At 67.7% G+C, this 19,791-nt stretch carries 15 protein-coding genes; 8 read left to right on the top strand and 7 right to left on the bottom strand.

Annotated elements, in window-relative coordinates; all coding sequences use genetic code 11:
• Positions 1-49: 49 nt before the first annotated feature.
• Positions 50-868, bottom strand: a complete 819-nt coding sequence (locus IB228_RS09405) for a hypothetical protein (RefSeq protein ID WP_183640066.1) — start codon at positions 866-868, stop codon at positions 50-52.
• 403 nt (positions 869-1,271) lie between these two features.
• Between IB228_RS09405 and IB228_RS09410 the strand changes: the two genes are divergently transcribed.
• A complete protein-coding gene (locus IB228_RS09410; protein ID WP_192198197.1) occupies positions 1,272-1,994 on the top strand; it encodes an iron-containing redox enzyme family protein in 723 nt (240 codons plus the stop codon).
• Positions 1,991-2,410, top strand: coding sequence for a VOC family protein (locus tag IB228_RS09415; RefSeq protein ID WP_183640062.1), 420 nt, complete (start codon positions 1,991-1,993; stop codon positions 2,408-2,410). The genes IB228_RS09410 and IB228_RS09415 overlap by 4 nt, the downstream gene beginning before the upstream one ends.
• A 110-nt stretch (positions 2,411-2,520) precedes the next feature.
• Here IB228_RS09415 and IB228_RS09420 read toward each other — a convergent pair whose 3' ends face one another.
• From IB228_RS09420 to IB228_RS09440, 5 genes are all read right to left on the bottom strand, one after another.
• Complete coding sequence (locus IB228_RS09420) at positions 2,521-4,335, bottom strand: peptidase M61 (protein WP_225562366.1); 1,815 nt, start codon at positions 4,333-4,335, stop codon at positions 2,521-2,523.
• A 181-nt stretch (positions 4,336-4,516) separates the two neighbouring features.
• Entirely contained in the window at positions 4,517-5,110 is a 594-nt protein-coding gene (locus IB228_RS09425; RefSeq protein ID WP_192198199.1) for a DUF938 domain-containing protein, read from the bottom strand.
• A 19-nt stretch (positions 5,111-5,129) separates the two neighbouring features.
• Positions 5,130-5,969 carry an NYN domain-containing protein gene (locus IB228_RS09430; protein WP_183640056.1) on the bottom strand — a complete coding sequence of 280 codons (840 nt, stop codon included), beginning with the start codon at positions 5,967-5,969 and terminating at the stop codon, positions 5,130-5,132.
• 848 nt (positions 5,970-6,817) lie between these two features.
• Entirely contained in the window at positions 6,818-8,914 is a 2,097-nt protein-coding gene (locus tag IB228_RS09435; RefSeq protein ID WP_192198200.1) for a M13 family metallopeptidase, read from the bottom strand.
• A gap of 107 nt (positions 8,915-9,021) precedes the next feature.
• Entirely contained in the window at positions 9,022-9,501 is a 480-nt protein-coding gene (locus tag IB228_RS09440; protein ID WP_141454834.1) for a winged helix-turn-helix transcriptional regulator, read from the bottom strand.
• Between the two features lie 157 nt (positions 9,502-9,658).
• On the opposite strand from IB228_RS09440, the gene IB228_RS09445 reads away from it, so the two are divergent.
• From IB228_RS09445 to IB228_RS09455, 3 genes are all read left to right on the top strand, one after another.
• Entirely contained in the window at positions 9,659-10,966 is a 1,308-nt protein-coding gene (locus tag IB228_RS09445; RefSeq protein WP_183640052.1) for a D-amino acid dehydrogenase, read from the top strand.
• A complete protein-coding gene (gene alr, locus IB228_RS09450) occupies positions 10,945-12,018 on the top strand; it encodes an alanine racemase (RefSeq protein ID WP_192198201.1) in 1,074 nt (357 codons plus the stop codon). Before IB228_RS09445 ends, alr begins: the two co-directional genes overlap by 22 nt.
• A gap of 461 nt (positions 12,019-12,479) precedes the next feature.
• Positions 12,480-12,800 carry an I78 family peptidase inhibitor gene (locus IB228_RS09455; RefSeq protein WP_183640048.1) on the top strand — a complete coding sequence of 107 codons (321 nt, stop codon included), beginning with the start codon at positions 12,480-12,482 and terminating at the stop codon, positions 12,798-12,800.
• Here IB228_RS09455 and IB228_RS09460 read toward each other — a convergent pair whose 3' ends face one another.
• Positions 12,801-13,907, bottom strand: coding sequence for a DNA topoisomerase IB (locus IB228_RS09460; RefSeq protein WP_192198202.1), 1,107 nt, complete (start codon positions 13,905-13,907; stop codon positions 12,801-12,803). It abuts the gene before it with no gap.
• An 89-nt stretch (positions 13,908-13,996) separates the two neighbouring features.
• On the opposite strand from IB228_RS09460, the gene IB228_RS09465 reads away from it, so the two are divergent.
• The 3 genes from IB228_RS09465 (at position 13,997) to gltB (ending at position 19,688) form a co-directional block, all read left to right on the top strand.
• A complete protein-coding gene (locus tag IB228_RS09465; protein ID WP_183640044.1) occupies positions 13,997-14,374 on the top strand; it encodes an I78 family peptidase inhibitor in 378 nt (125 codons plus the stop codon).
• Positions 14,375-14,715: 341 nt separating this feature from the next.
• On the top strand, positions 14,716-15,036 hold the full coding sequence (locus tag IB228_RS09470; protein ID WP_183640042.1) for an I78 family peptidase inhibitor: 321 nt from the start codon (positions 14,716-14,718) through the stop codon (positions 15,034-15,036).
• Between the two features lie 194 nt (positions 15,037-15,230).
• Positions 15,231-19,688 (top strand): glutamate synthase large subunit, encoded by a 4,458-nt coding sequence (gene gltB / locus IB228_RS09475; RefSeq protein ID WP_192198203.1) that lies wholly within the window; start codon positions 15,231-15,233, stop codon positions 19,686-19,688.
• The last annotated feature ends 103 nt before the right edge of the window (positions 19,689-19,791 follow it).

Consider the following 19,791-nt stretch of genomic DNA (forward strand, 5'->3'; position numbering starts at 1 on the left):
AAAACCCCGCCTCGGCGGGGTTTTTTCTTTTCCGAACCGATGCGCGCGGTTACCGCCGGCGCACCGAGGCCAGCGCGGCGCGCAACGGTGGCTTCAGCGGCAACGCCAGCTTGCGATAGAAGAACGACAGCATCCGGCGCGAACGCGGCACCCGCCACGCCAGGCCTTCCTCGATCGTGTATACGCAAGGCGCGCAGGCACCGCAGGGCTTGCCGTTCACCGGCCGATGGCAGAACCAGGTCATGTCCATGAGCCGGTGCCAGCCGGCGGCTTCGGCTTCGCGCTCCATCGCCCGCTTGTCGATCTGGAATAGCGGGAAGCCGAAATGATGGAACAGGGTGTGTTCGGCGGTGCCCGCGTGGCGCGATTCGACGCGGTGGCTGCGATAGCCGCCGGCGGTCTCGAACGGCTGCACGAAGTCCGCCAGCAGCGCCTGCACCTTGTCGTCCACGTGCACGCTCAGCTCGATGCCCGCTGGCGCGTGCTGGCGGCAGAACAGCGCCAGCCATTCGTACTGGCTGCCGATGTAGACCCGCGATCGGACCTCGCGCAGCGCCTCGGTGATCACCGGGTCCCGCGCCAGTTCCGCCACCTGGAACACCCGCAGTGGCCGCAGCAACGCGCGGGTTTCCGGATGCGATTCGTGCAGCGCCGCGGTGATGCGCTGGATGCTGCGGCGTTCGGTGGCCGTCGACGCGCGCGAAGGATCCTCCAGGTAGTACGGCGTCACCGGCAGGCGATGCAGGAGCAGCAGCCGCAGCAGCTGGAAGGTCGAATCCCAGCCGCTGGTCCACAGCAGCGGAACACTCCTGACGGTGTCCGGCGTGGTGGCGGTGGTCGAATCATTGCGGAATATCGGTTCTTGCATGTGCGCGGGAACTCCATGCCGATCGCCTCGGCGGGTTGGGCAACGCATCCACGACCGCAAGCAAGGGACTCCCGGTGCAGCGCGCGCCGATGCTAGCGTGGCCGCGCACGCGCAAGGTGCAATTCTCTTCACTCCGCCGGCTGAACAGGCGATGGCGACGCGAGTCTTCATGCGCGCCTCATGTTTGTCACGCCTCGTGGCGATTCGGTCCACATCGATGAATGCGCATCCGTTGAACGTTCGTCGCGCGATCGGCACGGGCATGTCGCCAGCATGTGAAGGCACGCGGATCTTTGCGATGCGTGCACGTTCTGCTCACGTCTTCGCTACCCATCATCGTCCACCGGGGTCGACGGCAGAGATTGCCGCGCCCCGGCCATTTTCCTTCCCCCAGGAACGATTCATGCAAGCCCAATCGATGACCCGCGATCAGTTCTGGCAGTTCGCCGACAAGGCCAAGGAGGCGACCGAATCCCTCGCCGCGCAACGGATGCAGGTACTCGCCGATCTCTCCCCGGACGCGCTGCGCCAGGTGTGCATCCAGTACCGGTTCTTCACCATCGACTACATCAGCGATCTCGCCCTGCTGGTGGCGCGCCTGCCGTTCGGCGGACTGCGCAGCCTGCTCGGACAGATCCTCGCCGAGGAACTGGGCGAAGGCGATCCCGAGCGCGCCCATCCGGCCGTGTACGACCGCTTCCTCGCCACCATCGGCGTCGCGCCCGAGGAACTGGAACGACCGCTGATGGCCAACGAGCGCATCCTCAAGGGGCTGACCCGCGACATGGCCAACAACCCGATCGCCTTCGGCGTCGGCCTGCGCGGCATGGGCGGCGAATGCCTGTGCCAGACCTACCTGTCGGTGATGTTCGAGCACATGCGCCGCAATCCGTATCTGGTCGCCAACGCCGACCGCATCGACTGGGAGTTCTGGACCATCCATACCGGCGAAGAGGACATCATCCATGGCGAATTGACCCGCGCGGCCATCGACGAATACCTGCGCCACGATCCCGGCGTGCTGCCCGAACTGGCGCGCGGCTACGAGCGCAGCATTTCCGCCTGGAACCTGTTCTGGCAGAACATCCTCGACGCGTACACGCCACAACTGGAAGCCGCGTCATGAGCAACATCACCCAGTTCCATCTCGCCTTCCCGGTCCGCGACCTGGACGAGGCGCGCCATTTCTACGGCGACATCATCGGCTGCCCGCAGGGCCGCAGCGACATCTCCTACCAGGACTTCGATTTCTTCGGCCATCACCTGGTCGCGCACATCGGCGGCGACGGCCAGCCGTTGCACAACGGCCGCTTCGACGGCGAGGCGGTGCCGGTGCCGCATTTCGGCATGAACCTGGATCGGCCGGCCTGGGAAACGCTGGCGCGGCGGCTGAAGGACGCCCAGGTCGACTTCCACGAAGAACCGCACCTGCGCCTGAAGGGCAAGCCCGGCCAGCACGTCACCATGTTCCTGTTCGACCCCTCCGGCAACGCGCTGGAGTTCAAGTCCTTCGACGATCCGGAGCAGACGTTCATCCCGTGACCCTGTCCGCTTTGCGGCACTTTGTAGGAGCGACGTCAGTCGCGACCGTGCACCTACCAACGAGGCAAGTCTACGGTCGCGACTGACGTCGCTCCCACAAGGATGAGGCATCAGCGCGGCGCCAGGATTTTCGACAGCCGGTCCTCGGCACCGGGGATGCGTTGCAGGTGCGGGTAGCGCAGACCGTCGCGGTAGTCGATGCGGACGCTGCGGTACTGCTCGCCCTGGCGCACCAGCAGTTCGATCGGTTGCGGCGATGCCTTGGCGGCGATGATGGCGCGCTTGAGGCGCTCGCCGGTGTAGGCCAAGCCGTCCACCGCGATCACCGTCATGTCCTTCGCGAGTCCGGCGGTGAAGGCGGGCGAGTTCCAGATCGCCTCCTGGATTTCGCCGTCGGAGGCGACCTTCAAACCGATCGAGAAACGCAGGTCATCGTTGCCGCCCGCGCCCTCCGCGTCGGTGATGGCCGGATTCGGTTCATCGGTATAGGCCAGCCGCCAGCCGGCACGCTCCAGTCCATCGAGCGGCGAGGCGGCACCCTGCCCATCCAGCCGCTCGCGCAGGAAGCCGCGCCAGTCGCCGGGCTGCACTTCGTCGAGCACCCGCACCACGTCGTCGAAGCCGTATAACGAAATCGCCGCGTCGGCGCTGGCGCCGGCGTGGAAGCGGCGGGCGAAGTCGTCCAGGCTGCGGCGGCCGCGCGACCGTTCGCGCAGGCGCGCGTCCACCGCCAGCCACAGCAGCGAGCCTTCCGAATAGAAGTCGTAGCCGCGTTGCCAACTCGACCAGGCTTGCGGCGCATCGTTGTAGTCGACGATGCCCTGGTGCACGGTGTCCTGCAGGTCGCGCCAGTCGCGGCCCGGCTGGGTGGCCGCGGTCGCCAGCGTGTTCGCCAGCACCGCGCACGCCTGCTCGGGCGTCCACAATCCGGCACGCGCGGCCAGCACCACCGCCCAATACTGGGTCTGTCCCTCGTAAACCCACAGCAGCGAGTTGTCGATGGCGCTGTTGTAGTGCGGCGCCCAGGTGGTGTCCGGACGACGGAACTTGCCACTCCAGGCATGCACGTATTCGTGCGGCAGCAGATCGTTGTCGATGAAGGCCGCATCGCCGCGCAGGTAGTCGGCGTAGGTGCCGTTCTCGCTGGACTGGCGGTGCTCCAGGCCGATGCCACTGAAGCTGTCGGACAGCGCCAGCAGGAAATCGTAGTGCGCGAACGGACGCGGGCCGAACACCCGATCGGCCTGCGTCACCAGCGCGCGGTGCGCCTGCAGCATCGCCGGCGAGGCGTCCAGCTGCGCGGCGGTGTCGGCCATCGCGTTGAGGCGCACCGGCGTGGTGCCGGTATCCAGATCGAAGCGGCGGAAATGCTGGCCGGCGTAGACCGGCGAATCGATCAGGGTCAACAGATCGGTGGTGGCGTAACGCTGTTCGGCGCCATCGCGTGCCTCCACCGCGAGCGCGGTCGCCGACTCCCAACCCGCCGGCAGGCGCAGGGTCGGGGTGACGCGGATGCGGCGCGCATCATGGCCCGCCGGATATAGCAACACGCGATGCCATTGCAGCGACAGCATCCGTGGCGTCATCGCCACGCGGCCCTGCGACGAGGAGGTCGGCGACAGATACTGGAAGGCGACCTCGATCTCCGCCACGCCCGCCGGCACGTCCAGCTGGAACGCATACATGTCGCCAGGATCGCGGCGCCAGGCGATGCGCTGGCCGTTGCCGGTGATGACGAGCCCGGCGATCTGGTTGATCGGTCCGGTCGGCGCATGGTTGCCGGGAATCCACTTTGGATACCACAGGGTCAGCGGCCCCGCGGCGACCGGAATGCGTTCGCGCACGCGCTGGATGCGCCGGTCGATATCGCTGGCGTCGACGTCGAGTCGCAACGTGCCGGGATAGTCCTGCGTGGAGAGGGACATCGAAGCGGGTGCCGGTATCGAGGCCGGCTGCGCGGCAAGCGGACCGCCCAGGAAAAGACCGAACGAACACAACAACCCCAATGGCAACCTGGACATTCCGCGCGCGTTCCCCTGTGACGTTGCATTCATCCTAGCCGTTCGCCATGAACGCGGCGACCCGCCGTGACGCGTCCGGTCCTCGTCAGACCTTGCGCCAGACCAGGCAGCGGTTGTTCGCCGGCATGGCGACATTGTCGATCAGCAGGAACCCCTGGGCCTGAGCCAACGCATCGACGGACTCGAAGTCGCGGATGCCCGAAGCCGGATCGCGCGCTTTCAGCCATGCGTCGAACTCGCGGTTGCTCTCGCTGGTGTAGCGGCCTTCGTAGTTGAACGGACCGTAGACGATCAACGAGGCGCGCGCCCCCAGCACGCCGCCCAGTCCTGCGAAGAACGCCTGCACCGAGGCCCAGCCCATGATGTGCAGGGTGTTGGCGCTGAAAGCCGCGTCGAAACGTTGCGCCGGCCACTGGCCATCCACGTCCAGTTCCAGCGGCGGCGGCGTGTTCGGCAGATCCGTTTCGTCCAGCCACTGGCGGATGCCGGGCAGGTTGTCGGCGACGTCCGAGCACTGCCAGACCAGGCGCGGCAGTTTCATCGCGAAGTACACCGCGTGCTGGCCGGTGCCACTGCCGATTTCCAGGACCCGGCGGACTTCGGCGAAGTGATGGCGCAGCACCGCCAGGATTGGATCGCGGTTGCGATCGCAGGAAGGCGCATGGGGCTTGTCTTCCATCATCGCGCCGCTCCCGGGGTCAGTCGCGCCAGCGCACGTAGAAGCGCCGGCTGGCGCCGCCATCCCCGCCGCGCTCTTCCACTTCGAAGTGGCGGGGATGCTGCTTCAGCAGGTCGCTGAGTTTCTTCTGCCCGTACAGGCGCGGATCGAAGTCCGGGCGGATCTTGATCAGATAGCTGCCAACCGTGCCCAGGAACGCCCAGCCCTGATCGTCGGAGGCTTCCTCGATGGCCTGGCGGATCAGTCGCAGCGGCAGCGCTTCGCCGCGCGCCGGTTCCGGCGGCGGCGCGGCGGTCGGCTCGGCCTGGGTTGGTCCGTTCTTCGGCGCGCCGGCTTTCTTCGCCGCCTTCTTCGCCGGTTTGGCGGGCGGCGGTGGCGCGGCCGGTGTTTCGCTGCGCAACACCTCGGTGTAGACGAACTTGTCGCAGGCCTGGACGAAGGCGTCCGGCGTCTTGCGTTCGCCGAAGCCGTACACCATCAGGCCTTCCTCACGCAGGCGCTGGGCCAGACGGGTGAAATCGCTGTCGCTGGAGACCAGGCAGAAGCCATCGAAGCGCTGGGTGTAGAGCAGATCCATCGCATCGATGATCAGCGAGCTGTCGGTGGCGTTCTTGCCGCTGGTGTAGGCGAACTGCTGCACCGGCGCGATCGAATGCTTCAGCAGCGCCTGCTTCCACTGGGTCATGCGGGTGCTGGTGAAATCACCGTAGATGCGCTTGACGCTGGCCACGCCGTATTTGGCGATCTCGCCCAGCAGTCCTTCGATGACGGCGGGCTGGGCGTTGTCGGCATCGATCAGTACCGCCAGCCGGCGCTGTTCGTCATCGGGTTCCGGACGGGAGACCGGTCGGTTCTTCATGGCGCTCCTGCGTCGCTTCGCATGCCCGGCGGACTATGCCTGTCCGCGCACGCCATCGCAATCGGACCCGGCGGCGCGCGGTGAAAGAGGGACATGAAAAAGGGCGAATGTCGCCATGCTCTCTCAACGTGCAGAACAATTGCAGCGATTCGGCGGTTGCCCCTTCCCCCGCTGGCGGGGGAAGGCTGGGATGGGGGCACTTCCAGCAATCGCTGTCTGATCGACGATGGCGGTGTGCAGGCTTGGCGGCTAACGATCGCTGTCTGATCGACGATGGCGGTGTGCGGGCTTGACGGTTGATGCCAGGGCGCGTTTTTTCCCGGCTGGCCCCCTCCCCAACCCTCCCCCGCTAGCGGGGGAGGGAGCGGTCTGCCTCTCTGCTCTCTCAACGTGCGGACCAATTGCAGCGATTCGGCCGTGCCCCTTCCCCCGCAAGCGGGGGAAGGCTGGGATGGGGGCACTTCCAGCGATCGCTGTCTGATCGACGATAGCGGTGTGCAGGCTTGGCGGTTGATGCCGGGGCGCAGTTTTTTTCCGGCTGGCCCCCTCCCCAACCCTCCCCCGCAAGCGGGGGAGGGAGCGGTCTGCCTCTCTGCTCTCTCAACGTGCGGACCAATTGCGGCGATTCGGCGCTTGCCCCTTCCCCCGCTGGCGGGGGAAGGCTGGGATGGGGGCGCTTCCAACGATCGCTGTCTGATCGACGATGGCGGTGTATGGGCTTGACGGTTGATGCCGGGGCGTAGTTTTTTTCCGGCTGGCCCCCTCCCCAACCCTCCCCCGCTAGCGGGGGAGGGAGCGGTTTGCGCTTGCGGGGATTTCCAGCGAGGCGATGCGGTGCTGGCGCCGGTTTACCAGATCTTGACCCGGTCCTTCGGTTCCAGGAACAGCTTCTCGCCCGGCTTGGACGGGAACGCCGCATACCAGGCATCGACGTTGCGCACGGTCTGGGCGCGGTAGCGGCCCGGTGCGTGGCCATCACCGATCACCTGCGCGCGCAGCGCCGCGTCGCGGGTCTTGGTGCGCCAGGCCTGCGCGTAGGCGATGAAGAAGCGCTGGTCGCCGGTCAAGCCATCGATCACCGGCGCTTCCTTGCCGCCCAGCGACTTCTTGTAGGCGGTGTAGGCGATGGCCAGGCCGGACACGTCGGCGATGTTCTCGCCCAGGGTCTGCTCGCCGTTGATGTGCAGGCCCGGCAGCGGTTCATAGGCGTTGTACTGCGCGATCAGGCGATCACCGGCGGCCTTGAAATGCGCGGCGTCCTCAGGTGTCCACCAGTTGCGCAGACGGCCCTGGTCGTCGAAGTCGGCGCCGGTGTTGTCGAAGCCGTGGCTGATCTCGTGGCCGATCACCGCGCCGATGGCGCCGTAGTTGGCGGCCGGATCGGCCTTGGGGTCGAAGAACGGCGCTTCCAGGATCGCGGCCGGGAAGTTCATCGCGTTCTGCAGCGGCAGCTGCACGGCGTTGACCGTCTGCGGCGTCATCCACCACTCGGCGCGATCGGCCGGCTTGCCCAGCTTGGCGGTCTGGTGGCGGTACTCGAATTCCTCGGCGCGGCGCGCGTTGCCGAGTGGATCGTCGGCCTTCACTTCCAGCGAGGCGTAGTCGCGCCAGGTTTCCGGATAGCCCACGCCCACGCGCATGGTCGCGGCCTTGGCCTTGGCTTTTTCCTTGGTCGCCGGGGTCATCCATTCCAGCTTGTCCACGCCTTCGCTGAACGCGGCCAGGATGTTGTTGACCATCTCCTCGACCTGCGCCTTCGACGAGGCCGGGAAATACTGCTTCACGTAGATCTGGCCGATGGCGTCGCCCAGCGCGCCGTTGGTGGCGCCAATCGCGCGCTTCCAGCGATCCCGCTGCTTGGGCGTGCCCTGCAGGGTCTTGCCATGGAATTCGAAGCTGGCGTCGGCATAGGCCTTGGGCAACATGCCGGCACTGTGGTCGATGGCGTGGAAGCGCAGGTAGTCCTTCCAGGTCTGCAGCGGCTGGCTGGCGACCAGCGCGGACAGCTGGGTGATCGCCTTGGGCTGCCAGGCCACCAGCGTCTTCTGTCCACCCAGGCCGGCGCCATCGAAGAAGGCCGCCCAGTCGATGCCCGGCGCCTTGCTGGCGAACGCCGCGGTCTCCCACGGATTGTTCGCCTTGTGCACGTCCTGGCTGTCGACGATGTTGGCGTGCGCGTGGGCGATCTTCATTTCCAGATCAAAGATCGCCTTGGCCTTGGCGGCCGCGTCGGCGTCGCTCGCACCGGCCAGCTTCAGCATCTGGCCGATGTAGGCCTGGTACTTCCCGCGGTTGGCGGCCATATCCTTGTCGGCGGCCAGGTAGTACTCGCGATCCGGCATGCCCAGGCCGCCTTGCATCAGGTAGCCCACGTTCTGCGACGGATCTTCCAGGCCCTGGGCGACGAACAGGCCGAACAGGTTGTCGGTGGCGAAGTTGGTCGCGTTGAGCGGATCGGTGTCGGCGCGCACGGTGCTGCCGATGTAGCGCGACAGGTCGGCCGGCGTGGCGATGGCATCGATCTTGTCCAGCCATGGCTGCAGCGGCGCCAGGCCGCGCTGCTCGATGCCGGCCTCGTCCATGAAGGCGGCGTAGTAGTCGGCGATCTTGCGCTCGGGCGTGCCGGCGGCCGGGTTGGCCTTGGCCAGGCCCTGGACCAGATCGGCGTTGCGCTTCTCTGCTTTCTGGAAGACCTCCAGGAACACGCCGGTGCTGGAACGGTCGTCCGGAATCTGCGCGTTCTTGCGCCAGCCGCCGTTGGCGTATTCGTCGAAGTCGTCACCCGGCGCGACCGCCTTGTCCAGGCCGGCCAGATCGATGCCGACGACCGGCGCGGCGGCGGGCGCTTCGGCCTTGGGCGCCTCGGTGGCCGGTTCGGGGGTACGGTTACAGGCGCTGGCGCCGCACAGCGCGGCGGTCAGCAGGATCCAGCGGTGGGCGTGCATGGCGGACCTCGGAACGGGACAAAGGCGGCCACGATACTCCCGTCCGCCGCGCGGACGTCATGTGCCCATGGTCATCCCGGACCGTTCAGCCCGGCGCCGCCCGACACTCAGTCGGGCACCGGCAGGCTGAGGGTCTCCTTGACCTCTTCCATCACGATGTAGCTCTTGGACTCGCGCACGTGCGGCAGGGTCAGCAGGGTGCTGCCGAGCAGCTTGCGGTAGGACGCCATCTCCGAGATGCGCGCCTTGATCAGATAGTCGAAATCGCCCGAGACCAGGTGGCATTCCAGCACGTTGGGCAGGCGCAGGGCGGCGCGGCGGAACTCCTCGAAGATGTCGCCGGACTTGTAGGCCAGGCTGATCTCCACGAACACCAGCAGGTTGGCCTTGAGGTACTGCGGATCCAGCCGGGCGTAGTAGCCGGTGATCACCCCGTCGCGCTCCAGCCGGCGGACCCGCTCGGTGCAGGGCGTGGTGGACAGGCCGACCCGTTCGCCCAGTTCGGTGAAGGAGATCCGCCCCTCCTCCTGCAGCACGCGCAGGATGTTGCGGTCGATCTTGTCCAGTTCGCGGCGGCGCTGGGTCATGGGGGCTCCAAGGAAACCGGGCTTTTCGGTGGAATTCCCCAATGTTGCCACCAAATACGGAAAATAACCCTATACATCCGTCCCTATACTCGCCAAACTCCGGAAACCCGGCCTCCAGGCCAGGGAAATGTCCGGAATCACTGGCGGGAGCATCGGCATGCGGGTTCTGGTTCTGGGCAGCGGCGTCATCGGCATCAGCAGCGCGTGGTATCTGGCGCGCGCGGGTTTCGAGGTGACCGTCATCGATCGGCAGGCCGGCCCGGCCGGCGAAACCAGTTTCGCCAACGCCGGCCAGATCTCGCCGGGCTACGCGTCGCCGTGGGCCGCGCCGGGCGTGCCGCTCAAGGCGCTCAAATGGCTGTTCTCCAGGCATGCGCCGCTGGCGATCCGCCCGGGCCTGGACCCCAACCAGTACCTGTGGCTCGCGCAGATGCTGCGCAACTGCACCCAGGAGCGCTACGCCATCAACAAGGCGCGCATGGTGCGCCTGTCCGAATACAGCCGCGACTGCCTGGACGAGCTGCGCGCGGAAACCGGCATCGGCTACGAGGGCCGCCAGCTCGGCACCACCCAGTTGTTCCGCACCCAGGCCCAGCTCGATGGCGCGGCCAAGGACATCGCGGTGCTGGACGAATACGGCGTGCCCTACGAACTGCTGGATCGCGACGGCATCGCCCGGGTCGAACCGGCGCTGGCGAACGTGTCCGACAAGCTGGTCGGCGCGCTGCGTCTGCCCAACGACCAGACCGGCGACTGCCACCTGTTCACCCAGCGGCTGGCGGCGATGGCCGCGGCGGCCGGCGTGGAGTTCCGCTACGGCCAGACCATCGAGGCGCTGGAAACCGAAGGCGGCCGCATCCGCGGCGTGCGCATCGACGGCAAGCGGGAAACCGCCGACCGCTACGTGCTGGCGCTCGGCAGCTATTCGCCGCGACTGCTGGCGCCGCTGGGCATCCGCCTGCCGGTGTATCCGCTCAAGGGCTATTCGCTGACCTTGCCGATCGTCGACGCGGCGATGGCGCCGACGTCGACCATCCTCGACGAGACCTACAAGATCGCGATCACCCGCTTCGACGATCGCATCCGCGTCGGCGGCATGGCCGAGGTGGCCGGCTTCGATCTGTCGCTGTCGCCGAAGCGTCGTGCGACCCTGGAAATGGTGGTCGGCGACCTGTATCCGCGCGGCGGCGATCTGTCCCGCGCCAGCTTCTGGACCGGCCTGCGCCCGGCCACGCCGGACGGCACGCCGGTGGTGGGTGCGACCCAATACTCGAACCTGTTCCTCAACACCGGACATGGCACACTGGGCTGGACCATGGCGTGCGGCTCGGGCCGTTACCTGGCCGACCTGATGGCCTCGCGCATGCCGCAAATCAGCGGCGAAGGCCTCGACATTTCCCGCTACGGCGCGCGCCGCGGCGGCCACGACCCCCAGCCTGAACCATGCGCCCAGCCCGCGCGCTGATCGACCTGCAGTCGCTGCGCCACAACTACCGCATCGCCCGCGAACTCGCCGGCGGTCGTTCCCTCGCCGTGGTCAAGGCCGACGCCTACGGGCACGGCGCGGTCCGCTGCGCCCAGGCGCTGGAGGCCGAAGCCGCCGACGGTTTCGCGGTCGCCTGCCTGGAAGAGGCGCTGGCCCTGCGCGGCGCCGGCATCCGCTCGCCGATCCTGTTGCTGGAAGGTTTCTTCGAGGCCGACGAACTGGCGGTGATCGCCGCGCATGATCTGTGGTGCGTGATTCACGCCCACTGGCAGATCGAGGCACTCGCCAGCACCGCGCTGGAACAGCCGCTGCGGATCTGGCTGAAGCTGGATTCGGGCATGCACCGGGTCGGCCTGGCGCCGGAGGACTATCGCGCCGCCTGGCAGCGACTGGCCGCGTTGCCGCAGGTGGCCTCGGTGGTGGCGATGACCCACTTCGCCCGCGCCGACGAACTGGACAGCGAACGCACGCAGCAACAGGTGGAAGCCTTCGCCGCGACCCTGGACGATCTGCCCGGCGAACGCAGCCTGTGCAACTCGCCCGGCCTGCTCGGCTGGCCGGCGGCCGGCAGCGACTGGGGCCGAGCCGGCCTGATGCTGTACGGCGCCAATCCGTTCCCGTCCTCCCACCCGCAGGCCGATCGCCTGCGTCCGGTGATGACCGCCGAATCGAAGATCATCAGCGTGCGCGAACTCGCCGCCGGCGAACCGATCGGCTACGGCGGCGGCTTCGTCACCGAACGCCCGACCCGGGTCGGCGTGGTCGCCTTCGGCTACGCCGACGGCTATCCGCACTTCGCCCCCACCGGCACCCCGGTCGCCATCGACGGCCAGCGCAGCCGGCTGATCGGCCGCGTGTCGATGGACATGCTCACCGTCGATCTGACCGATGTACCGCAGGCGGGTCTGGGCAGCCGGGTCGAACTGTGGGGCGCGCAGGTGCCGGTCACCGAACTGGCCCGCCACGCCAACGGCAGCGCCTACTCGCTGCTGTGCGGACTGAAGCGCGCACCGCGGATCTATCGCGACTGACGACCTGCTTCCCACGCCCAGGACCAGGAAGGGAGACCGCGAGGGATTTGTTTCTGCTCCAAGCGCAAATCCCCCGTCGCCCGCTGCGCGGCCGCCCGCCCCCTTTTTCAAAGGGGGCTAATCCTTCTACCTTCTACTGAAAGACTCCGCGTTTCCTCCTTCTTGACCAGCCATGCGGCTGTTAAGCGCAAAAGGGGGATTGAGGGGGATTTGCTTCAGTTCCAACAGCGGACGCTCTCCAACAGCCGAATGGCTGATCAAGGTGTACTTCAGGAGACGCGTTTTTCCTCCCCCTTTGTAAAAAGGGGACCGAGGTTTTCCTCCCCCTTTGCAAAAGGGGGACCGAGGGGGATTTGCTCTTCGCTTTTGGAAGCCCGCCCAAGCCGCGACGGCCCACCCGGAAATACCGGTCGCGTTCGGCATACCATGCGCGCCATCCACCCGCCGATAAGGAAGCCGCCATGTCCCTACGTCCCTTGCTGGGTTCCGCCGCCATCACCGCCGCGTTGGCCCTGGCTGGCTGCAGCTCGACCCCGCCATCAGCCGACACCGGAGCCGCCACGCCCGCACCCGGCTCGGGCAAGTGCAACGCCGACGCCGTGCAGTGGGCCGTTGGCCAGGAAGGCAACCAGGCCAACATGGGCCGCGTCTGGCGCGAGAGCGGTGCGGGCCTGATGCGTCCCATCGGTCCGAACCAGGCGGTGACCATGGACTACCGCGAGGACCGGGTGAACGTGCACCTGGACAAGGACAACAAGATCAGCAAGGTCGCCTGCGGCTGATCATTTCCGCTTCGCCGCTTTCCGCTTCCCGCCCGACGCCGCACGCGCGGCGTCGCGGTGGGCCCGGCTGAGAAAACGCAGCGCGGCGCTTTCCCATTGCCGGGGCCCGCGCGCGTCTCCCGCGCAGCGCGCCACCCGGCCGTCGCGCCAGCCCTCGAACACGCACGGGTCGATATACGCCTTGCGGCATACCGCCACCGTGTTGCCCAGCATTCCGGCCACCGCCTCGGTGACCGTCTGCCGCACCCGCGCCAGCGCGCGCTCACCGCCGCGCGCCGGCAACGGAATCGCCGCCAGTTGCTGGAACGCGGCCAGGGTCCCGCCCCAGGTGCGGAAATCCTTGGCGGTGAACGCTTCGCCCATCGCCTCGCGCAGGTAGTCGTTGACCGCACCCGAATCCACCGGATGCAGCTGGCCATCGTCATCGCGGTACTGGAACAGCAATTGCCCGGGCAGTTGCCGGCAGCCACGCACCAGGCGGACCAGCCGTCGATCATCCACCGCGATGTCGTGCACCTGTCCGCCCTTGCCGGCGAAGCGAAGCCGCACCCGGCCCCCACGCACGAACTCGACATGGCGATTGCGCAGGGTGGTCAGGCCGAAGGAACCGTTGTCGCGCACGTAGCCGGCGTTGCCGATCCGCACCAGCGTCGCGCCCATCAGCGCCACCACGATCGCCAGCACCTTCCCGCGGGGATGGCCTGGCCGCGCCAGATCGGTACGAACCCGGCGACGCAGGCGCGGCAGGGCACGGCCGAAGGCAACGATCCGGGTGAACTTGCCATTGCCGCGCACTTCGCTCCATTGCGGGTGGTAGCGGTACTGCTTGCGCCGCCGCGCATCGCGCCCGGTGGCCTGCAGATGGCCGCGCGCATGCGGGCAGATCCACACCTCGGTATAGGCCGGCGGGACGGCCAGCGCGCGGATGCGTTCCAGCGTCGCCGCATCGCGGACACGCGCGCCCGCCGGGTCCAGATAAACGAAACCCTTGCCAGCACGCCGGCGGCGGATCCCCGGTTCAGCATCGCTGACATGAATCAGGCCGGCTTCGCGCGCCTGCGCGGCCGCGTCGGCGAGAGCATTCAAGACTTCGGGAGATCCGGGCATGCCCAATCCTGCCGACGAGTGCGGTTAACGACATGCGAATGTGAGCTGGGCGATGCTTGGCCCATCATCCGTTTGCCACTGGAGCCTGCATGTCCCGTTACGCGATTCCCGCCCTGTTGCTTTCCCTGACGCTCGCCGCCTGTTCGGCGCCGGCGCCCGACGAACAGACGGCCGCCACGGAACAGTCGCAGGCCGCCGCCGCCGCCGCCGCGCAACCGCCCGAACCCGGCAGCGATCCCACTGGCACCGCACCCGCGCCCGGCGGCAGCTGCGACGACACCCAGGCGCAGTGGATCATCGGCAAGGCCGCCACGCCCGCCGACACCGAGCAGGCCGGCAAGGACGCGAAGGCCAACGCCGTGCGCACGCTCAAGCCGGGCGAGGCCGCCACCATGGACTTCAATCCCAGTCGCCTGAACATCGACCTGGATGACAAGGGTGTGGTGACGGCGGTTCGTTGCGGCTGATCGGGCTTCGATAACCGGAAAAAAGCGCCCCCATCCCGGCCTTCCCCCGCGAGCGGGGGAAGGGGCGGTATCCGGTGTCGGGAAGCGACAGCCTCCGGTGTCGGGAAGGGGCAGCCTCCGGACGCGGCTTCCTCTCCCATCGTTCGGGCATTCCGCGGTTCGCGGGAAAAGAATCGGAACACGGACACGACTCCCTCCCCCGCCTGCGGGGGAGGGTTGGGGTGGGGGCAAAACCTGCCCCCATGACTTCCCGCGCGATCACGCGCATCCGGAAACACTTAAGATCCTCGCCATTCGCATCGACGCCACCGGCGTCGGCACGCACCGGGAAGGGATCCCGCATGGCCAGCAAGCTCCGCACCCTCGCATGGCTGTTCGCCGCCGCGCTCGCAGGCTGCGGTTCCACGCCTCCGCCGAAATCCGCGCCGCCCGCCGCCGCAGCCCGGGCCCCATTGCCGCCACGCTGTGATCCTTCCGCCGCGCAGCTCGTCATCGGCCTGCCGATCGATGCCGGCGTGATCGAGAAAGCGCGCGCGGCCGCTGGCGCCGACATGGCACGCGCCGTGCGCGTGGATCAGGTCGGCGTGCAGGATTTCCGCGCTGGCCGCCTCAACCTGTATCTCGACACGCAGCGACGCGTCGCGCGCGTCGGCTGCGGGTGAACAGGCGCGCGTGCCGCGCGCAGCAGACCAAAGAAAATCCACTGGAAAAGTTGCTTCTGCAACTATCGTCGTACTCGTCGGAACGCTGTTGCGGCACCGCAACATCTGTGCTTTAGTCGGGACTCCGGTGACATTTCGAAGTGCCGCTGCGTGGGCAGGGCACGGTGTCGCCGTCAGCAAGGTTTGAGGCAGAGATGGCCCCTCGCAGTCGCCACGGGCTCTACGACCCGAACGACGAACGCGACGCATGCGGTTTCGGCATGATCGCGCAGTTGGATGACCAGCCTTCGCGTGCGCTGGTCGACACCGCCATTGCCGCGCTTTCGCGGATGACCCATCGCGGCGGCGTCGCCGCCGACGGGCTTACCGGCGATGGCTGTGGCTTGCTGATCCGAAAACCCGATGCCTTCCTGCGCGCGCTGGCCCAGGAAGCCGGCATCACGATCGGCGCGCGCTTCGCCGCCGGGCTGGTGTTCCTGCCCCACGACGCCGCGCAGGCGGATCGATGTCGCGCCACCCTGGAAGCCGAACTGCGCCGCGTCGGCGTGACGCCGCGCGGCTGGCGCGTGCCGCCGACCGACGACAGTGTCTGCGGCGTGCTGGCCAAGGAAACCCTGCCGCGCATCGAACAGATCTTCGTCGACGCCGGCGACCAGCAGGATGATGATGCCTTCGGCCTGGCCCTGTTCCTCGCCCGCCGTCGCGGCGAACAGCAGCTGCGCAAGGACGTCTCCGACTTCTACGTGGTCACCCTGTCCCCGCACGCCATCGGCTACAAGGGCATGGTGCTGCCGGACAAGCTGCCGGTCTTCTATCCAGACCTGCAACGCAGCGACCTGGGCAGCAGCGCGGTGGTGTTCCACCAGCGCTTCTCCACCAACACCCTGCCGCGCTGGCCGCTGGCGCATCCGTTCCGGCTGCTGGCGCACAACGGCGAAATCAACACCATCGAAGGCAACCGCCGCTGGGCGCAGGCGCGCAGCAAGGTGTGGAAGACCCCGCGCTTCGACATCGCCGAATTCGATCCGGTCATTTCCATGCACGGCTCCGATTCGCAGAGCCTGGACAACATGCTGGAGCTGCTGATCGCCGGTGGCATGGATCTGCTGCAGGCGCTGCGCATCCTGGTGCCGCCGGCGACCCAGTCGCTGGAATTCAAGGACGCCGATCTGGCCGCGTTCTACGAGTTCTACGGCCTCAACACCGAGCCGTGGGACGGTCCCGCCGGCATCGTCGCCTGCGACGGCCGCTACGCCGCCTGCATGCTGGATCGCAACGGTCTGCGCCCGGCGCGCTGGATGCTGACCAGCGATCGCCATTTCCTGGTCGCCTCCGAAGCCGGCGTGTGGGAAGTGCCCGCCGAACGCGTCACCCGCAAGGGCAAGCTCGGCCCCGGCGAGATGATGGCCATCGACCTGAAGCGCGGCGACCTGCTCGACAGCGAGGCGGTGGATCGCATCAACCGCGGTCGCGCGCCATACAAGCAATGGCTGCACCACGGCGTAACCTACCTGCAGACCGAACTGATCGATCCGTCGCTCACCGACGCGCCGTTCGACGAGAAGACCCTGCGCGGCTTCCACAAGCTGTTCCAGCTCACCAGCGAGGAAGTGGAGCAGGTACTGCGCCCGCTCGCCGAGACCGAGCAGGAAGCCACCGGCTCGATGGGCGACGACACCCCGATGGCGGTGCTTAGCCGGCAGACCCGGCCGCTGTACGACTACTTCCGCCAGGGCTTCGCCCAGGTCACCAACCCGCCCATCGATCCTTTGCGCGAAGACTGCGTGATGTCGCTGGCGACCCAGCTCGGCAAGGAGACCAACATCTTCCACGCCGGCCCGGAGACGGTCAGCCACGTCATCCTCAATTCGCCGGTGCTCAGCCAGCGCAAGCTGCGCCAGCTGCTGAAGATGGATCCGTACGACCAGAAGCACCGCTACATCGACCTGTCCTACAGCGTCGAGGAAGGCCTGAAGGCGGCGATCGAGCGCATCTGCGCCGAGGTCGAGCAGGCCGCGCGCGAAGGCATGGTCATGGTGGTGCTGAGCGATCGCCGCCCGCAGCAGGGCCGGCCGATGGTGCATGCGCTGATGGCGACCGGTGCGGTCCATCACCACCTGTGCCGCGAAGGCCTGCGCTGCGACGTCAACCTGATCATCGAGACCGGCACCGCGCGCGACGCCCACCACATCGCCTGCCTGATCGGTTACGGCGCCACCGCGGTGTATCCGTACCTGGCCTACCAGACCCTGTTCGACCTGGGCCGGCGCGGCATCCTGCAACTGAAGAAGGGCGGCGAGCAGGCCCAGATCGGCCGCAGCTACCGCAAGGGCATCTACAAGGGCCTGTCCAAGATCATCTCCAAGATGGGCATCTGCACCATCAGCAGCTACCGCGGCGCGCAGCTGTTCGAGATCGTCGGCCTGGATCCGGACGTGGTCGAGCTGTGCTTCGCCGACACCCCCGCGCGCATCGGCGGCGTCGGTTTCGAACGCCTGGACACCGAGGCGCGCGAACTGGAAGCGCGCGGCTGGAACGATCGCGCGCAACCGGAAATCGGCGGCCTGCTCAAGTACGTCCACGGTGGCGAGTACCACATGTACAACCCGGACGTGGTGACGACGCTGCAACGCGCCACCCGCACCGGCGAGGCCGCCGACTGGCAGCAGTACGCCGACGCGGTGAACTCGCGTCCGCCCTCGGCGCTGCGCGACCTGCTGCGTCTCAAGCCCGCCGCCACCCCGACGCCGCTGTCGGAAGTGGCCGAAGCCGGCGATCTGCTGCGCCGTTTCGACACCGCCGCGATCAGCCTGGGCGCGCTGTCGCCGGAAGCGCACGAAGCGCTGGCGATCGCGATGAACCGCCTGGGCGGGCGCAGCAACTCCGGCGAGGGCGGCGAGGACCCGGCGCGCTACGGCACCGAGAAGCGCAGCAAGATCAAGCAGGTCGCCTCCGGCCGTTTCGGCGTCACCCCCGAGTACCTGGTCAATGCCGAGGTGCTGCAGATCAAGGTCGCCCAGGGCGCCAAGCCCGGCGAAGGCGGCCAGTTGCCCGGCCACAAGGTCAACGAACTGATCGCCCGCCTGCGCTACGCGCGCCCGGGCATCGGCCTGATCTCGCCGCCGCCGCACCACGACATCTACTCCATCGAGGATCTGGCCCAGCTGATTTACGACCTCAAGCAGGTCAATCCGCAGGCCCTGGTCTCGGTGAAGCTGGTCTCCCACGCCGGCGTGGGCACGATTGCCGCCGGCGTGGTCAAGGCCGGCGCGGATCTGATCACCATCTCCGGCCACGACGGTGGCACCGGCGCCAGCCCGATCAGTTCGATCCGCTACGCCGGCGTGCCGTGGGAACTGGGCGTGGCCGAGGCGCACCAGGCGCTGGTCACCAACCAGCTGCGCGAGCGCACCGTGCTGCAGACCGACGGCGGCCTGAAGACCGGCCTGGACGTGGTCAAGGCGGCGTTGCTGGGCGCGGACAGCTTCGGCTTCGGCACCGGCCCGATGATCGTGCTGGGCTGCAAGTACCTGCGCATCTGCCACCTCAACAACTGCGCCACCGGCGTGGCCACCCAGGACGAACGCCTGCGCTCGCAGTACTTCACCGGCTTGCCTGAGCGCGTGGAGAACTTCTTCCGCCTGCTCAGCGAGGAAGTGCGCCAGTGGCTGTCCTACCTGGGCGCGCGTTCGCTGGACGAGATCGTCGGCCGCACCGATCTGCTGGAGCAGATCGACGCCTCGCCGCGCGCCGGCGTGCGCATCGATCTGGCCCGCCTGCTGCAGGGCGCGCAGACCGGCAGCGAAAGCTGCGCGGCCCAGCGCCTGTACGAGTCGCCCGACAGCCTGGCCACCCAGCTCGACGGCCTGCTGGCCGAACCGATCCGGCGCAAGGCTGGCGGCGAGCACCGGTTCCTGATCCACAACACCGACCGTTCGATCGGCACCCGCCTGTCCGGCGCGATCGCCCGCATGCACGGCAACCAGGGCATGGCCGACGCGCCGCTCAACCTGCGCTTCCGCGGCACCGCCGGGCAGAGCTTCGGCGCTTTCAACGCCGGTGGCTTGCAGATGGAATTGGAAGGCGAAGCCAACGACTACGTCGGCAAGGGCATGGCCGGCGGCCGGCTGGTGGTGCGTCCGCCGCGCGGCGCGCGCTTCGAAGCCCGCAATACGCCGATCATCGGCAACACCTGCCTGTACGGCGCCACCGGCGGCGAACTGTTCGCCGCGGGCCGAGCCGGCGAGCGCTTCGCGGTGCGCAACTCCGGCGCGCTGGCGGTCATCGAGGGCGCAGGCGATCACTGCTGCGAATACATGACCGACGGCATCGTGATGGTGCTGGGCCGGGTGGGCCTGAACTTCGGCGCCGGCTTCACCGGCGGCCTGGCCTACGTGCTGGATCTGGATCGCGATTTCGTCGATCGCTACAACCACGAGCTGATCGATATCCACCGGATCTCGCCGGAAGGCTTCGAGAGCCACCGCCAGCACCTGCACAAGCTGATCCAGCGCCATCGCGAACTCACCGGCAGCATCTGGGCACAGCAGATCCTGGACGAGTTCCGCGACTACGTCGGCAAGTTCTGGTTGGTGAAGCCGAAAGCGGCCAGCCTGGAGTCGTTGACGGATTCGCTCAGGCGGGCCGCCTGAGCGACGGGATTCGGGAATCGGGATTCGGGATTTGCAGGAGCGCGATCCCCATCCACTTTCCGGGTCCCGGTTCACCTGGCTTTTGATTTCGCGAATCCCGAAT

Source organism: Pseudoxanthomonas sp. PXM04, from assembly GCF_014851695.1.
GTDB classification, from domain to species: Bacteria; Pseudomonadota; Gammaproteobacteria; order Xanthomonadales; family Xanthomonadaceae; genus Pseudoxanthomonas_A; species Pseudoxanthomonas_A beigongshangi.

Coding starts and splice junctions, on each gene's coding strand:
- gltB (WP_192198203.1), top strand. CDS start 15,231: ATGGCCCCTCGCAGTCGCCACGGGCTCTACGACCCGAACGACGAACGC.
- IB228_RS09430 (WP_183640056.1), bottom strand. CDS start 5,969: ATGAAGAACCGACCGGTCTCCCGTCCGGAACCCGATGACGAACAGCGC.
- IB228_RS09425 (WP_192198199.1), bottom strand. CDS start 5,110: ATGGAAGACAAGCCCCATGCGCCTTCCTGCGATCGCAACCGCGATCCA.
- IB228_RS09420 (WP_225562366.1), bottom strand. CDS start 4,335: ATGTCCCTCTCCACGCAGGACTATCCCGGCACGTTGCGACTCGACGTC.
- IB228_RS09465 (WP_183640044.1), top strand. CDS start 13,997: ATGTCCCGTTACGCGATTCCCGCCCTGTTGCTTTCCCTGACGCTCGCC.
- IB228_RS09410 (WP_192198197.1), top strand. CDS start 1,272: ATGCAAGCCCAATCGATGACCCGCGATCAGTTCTGGCAGTTCGCCGAC.
- alr (WP_192198201.1), top strand. CDS start 10,945: ATGCGCCCAGCCCGCGCGCTGATCGACCTGCAGTCGCTGCGCCACAAC.
- IB228_RS09440 (WP_141454834.1), bottom strand. CDS start 9,501: ATGACCCAGCGCCGCCGCGAACTGGACAAGATCGACCGCAACATCCTG.
- IB228_RS09445 (WP_183640052.1), top strand. CDS start 9,659: ATGCGGGTTCTGGTTCTGGGCAGCGGCGTCATCGGCATCAGCAGCGCG.
- IB228_RS09405 (WP_183640066.1), bottom strand. CDS start 868: ATGCAAGAACCGATATTCCGCAATGATTCGACCACCGCCACCACGCCG.
- IB228_RS09455 (WP_183640048.1), top strand. CDS start 12,480: ATGTCCCTACGTCCCTTGCTGGGTTCCGCCGCCATCACCGCCGCGTTG.
- IB228_RS09460 (WP_192198202.1), bottom strand. CDS start 13,907: ATGCCCGGATCTCCCGAAGTCTTGAATGCTCTCGCCGACGCGGCCGCG.
- IB228_RS09470 (WP_183640042.1), top strand. CDS start 14,716: ATGGCCAGCAAGCTCCGCACCCTCGCATGGCTGTTCGCCGCCGCGCTC.
- IB228_RS09435 (WP_192198200.1), bottom strand. CDS start 8,914: ATGCACGCCCACCGCTGGATCCTGCTGACCGCCGCGCTGTGCGGCGCC.
- IB228_RS09415 (WP_183640062.1), top strand. CDS start 1,991: ATGAGCAACATCACCCAGTTCCATCTCGCCTTCCCGGTCCGCGACCTG.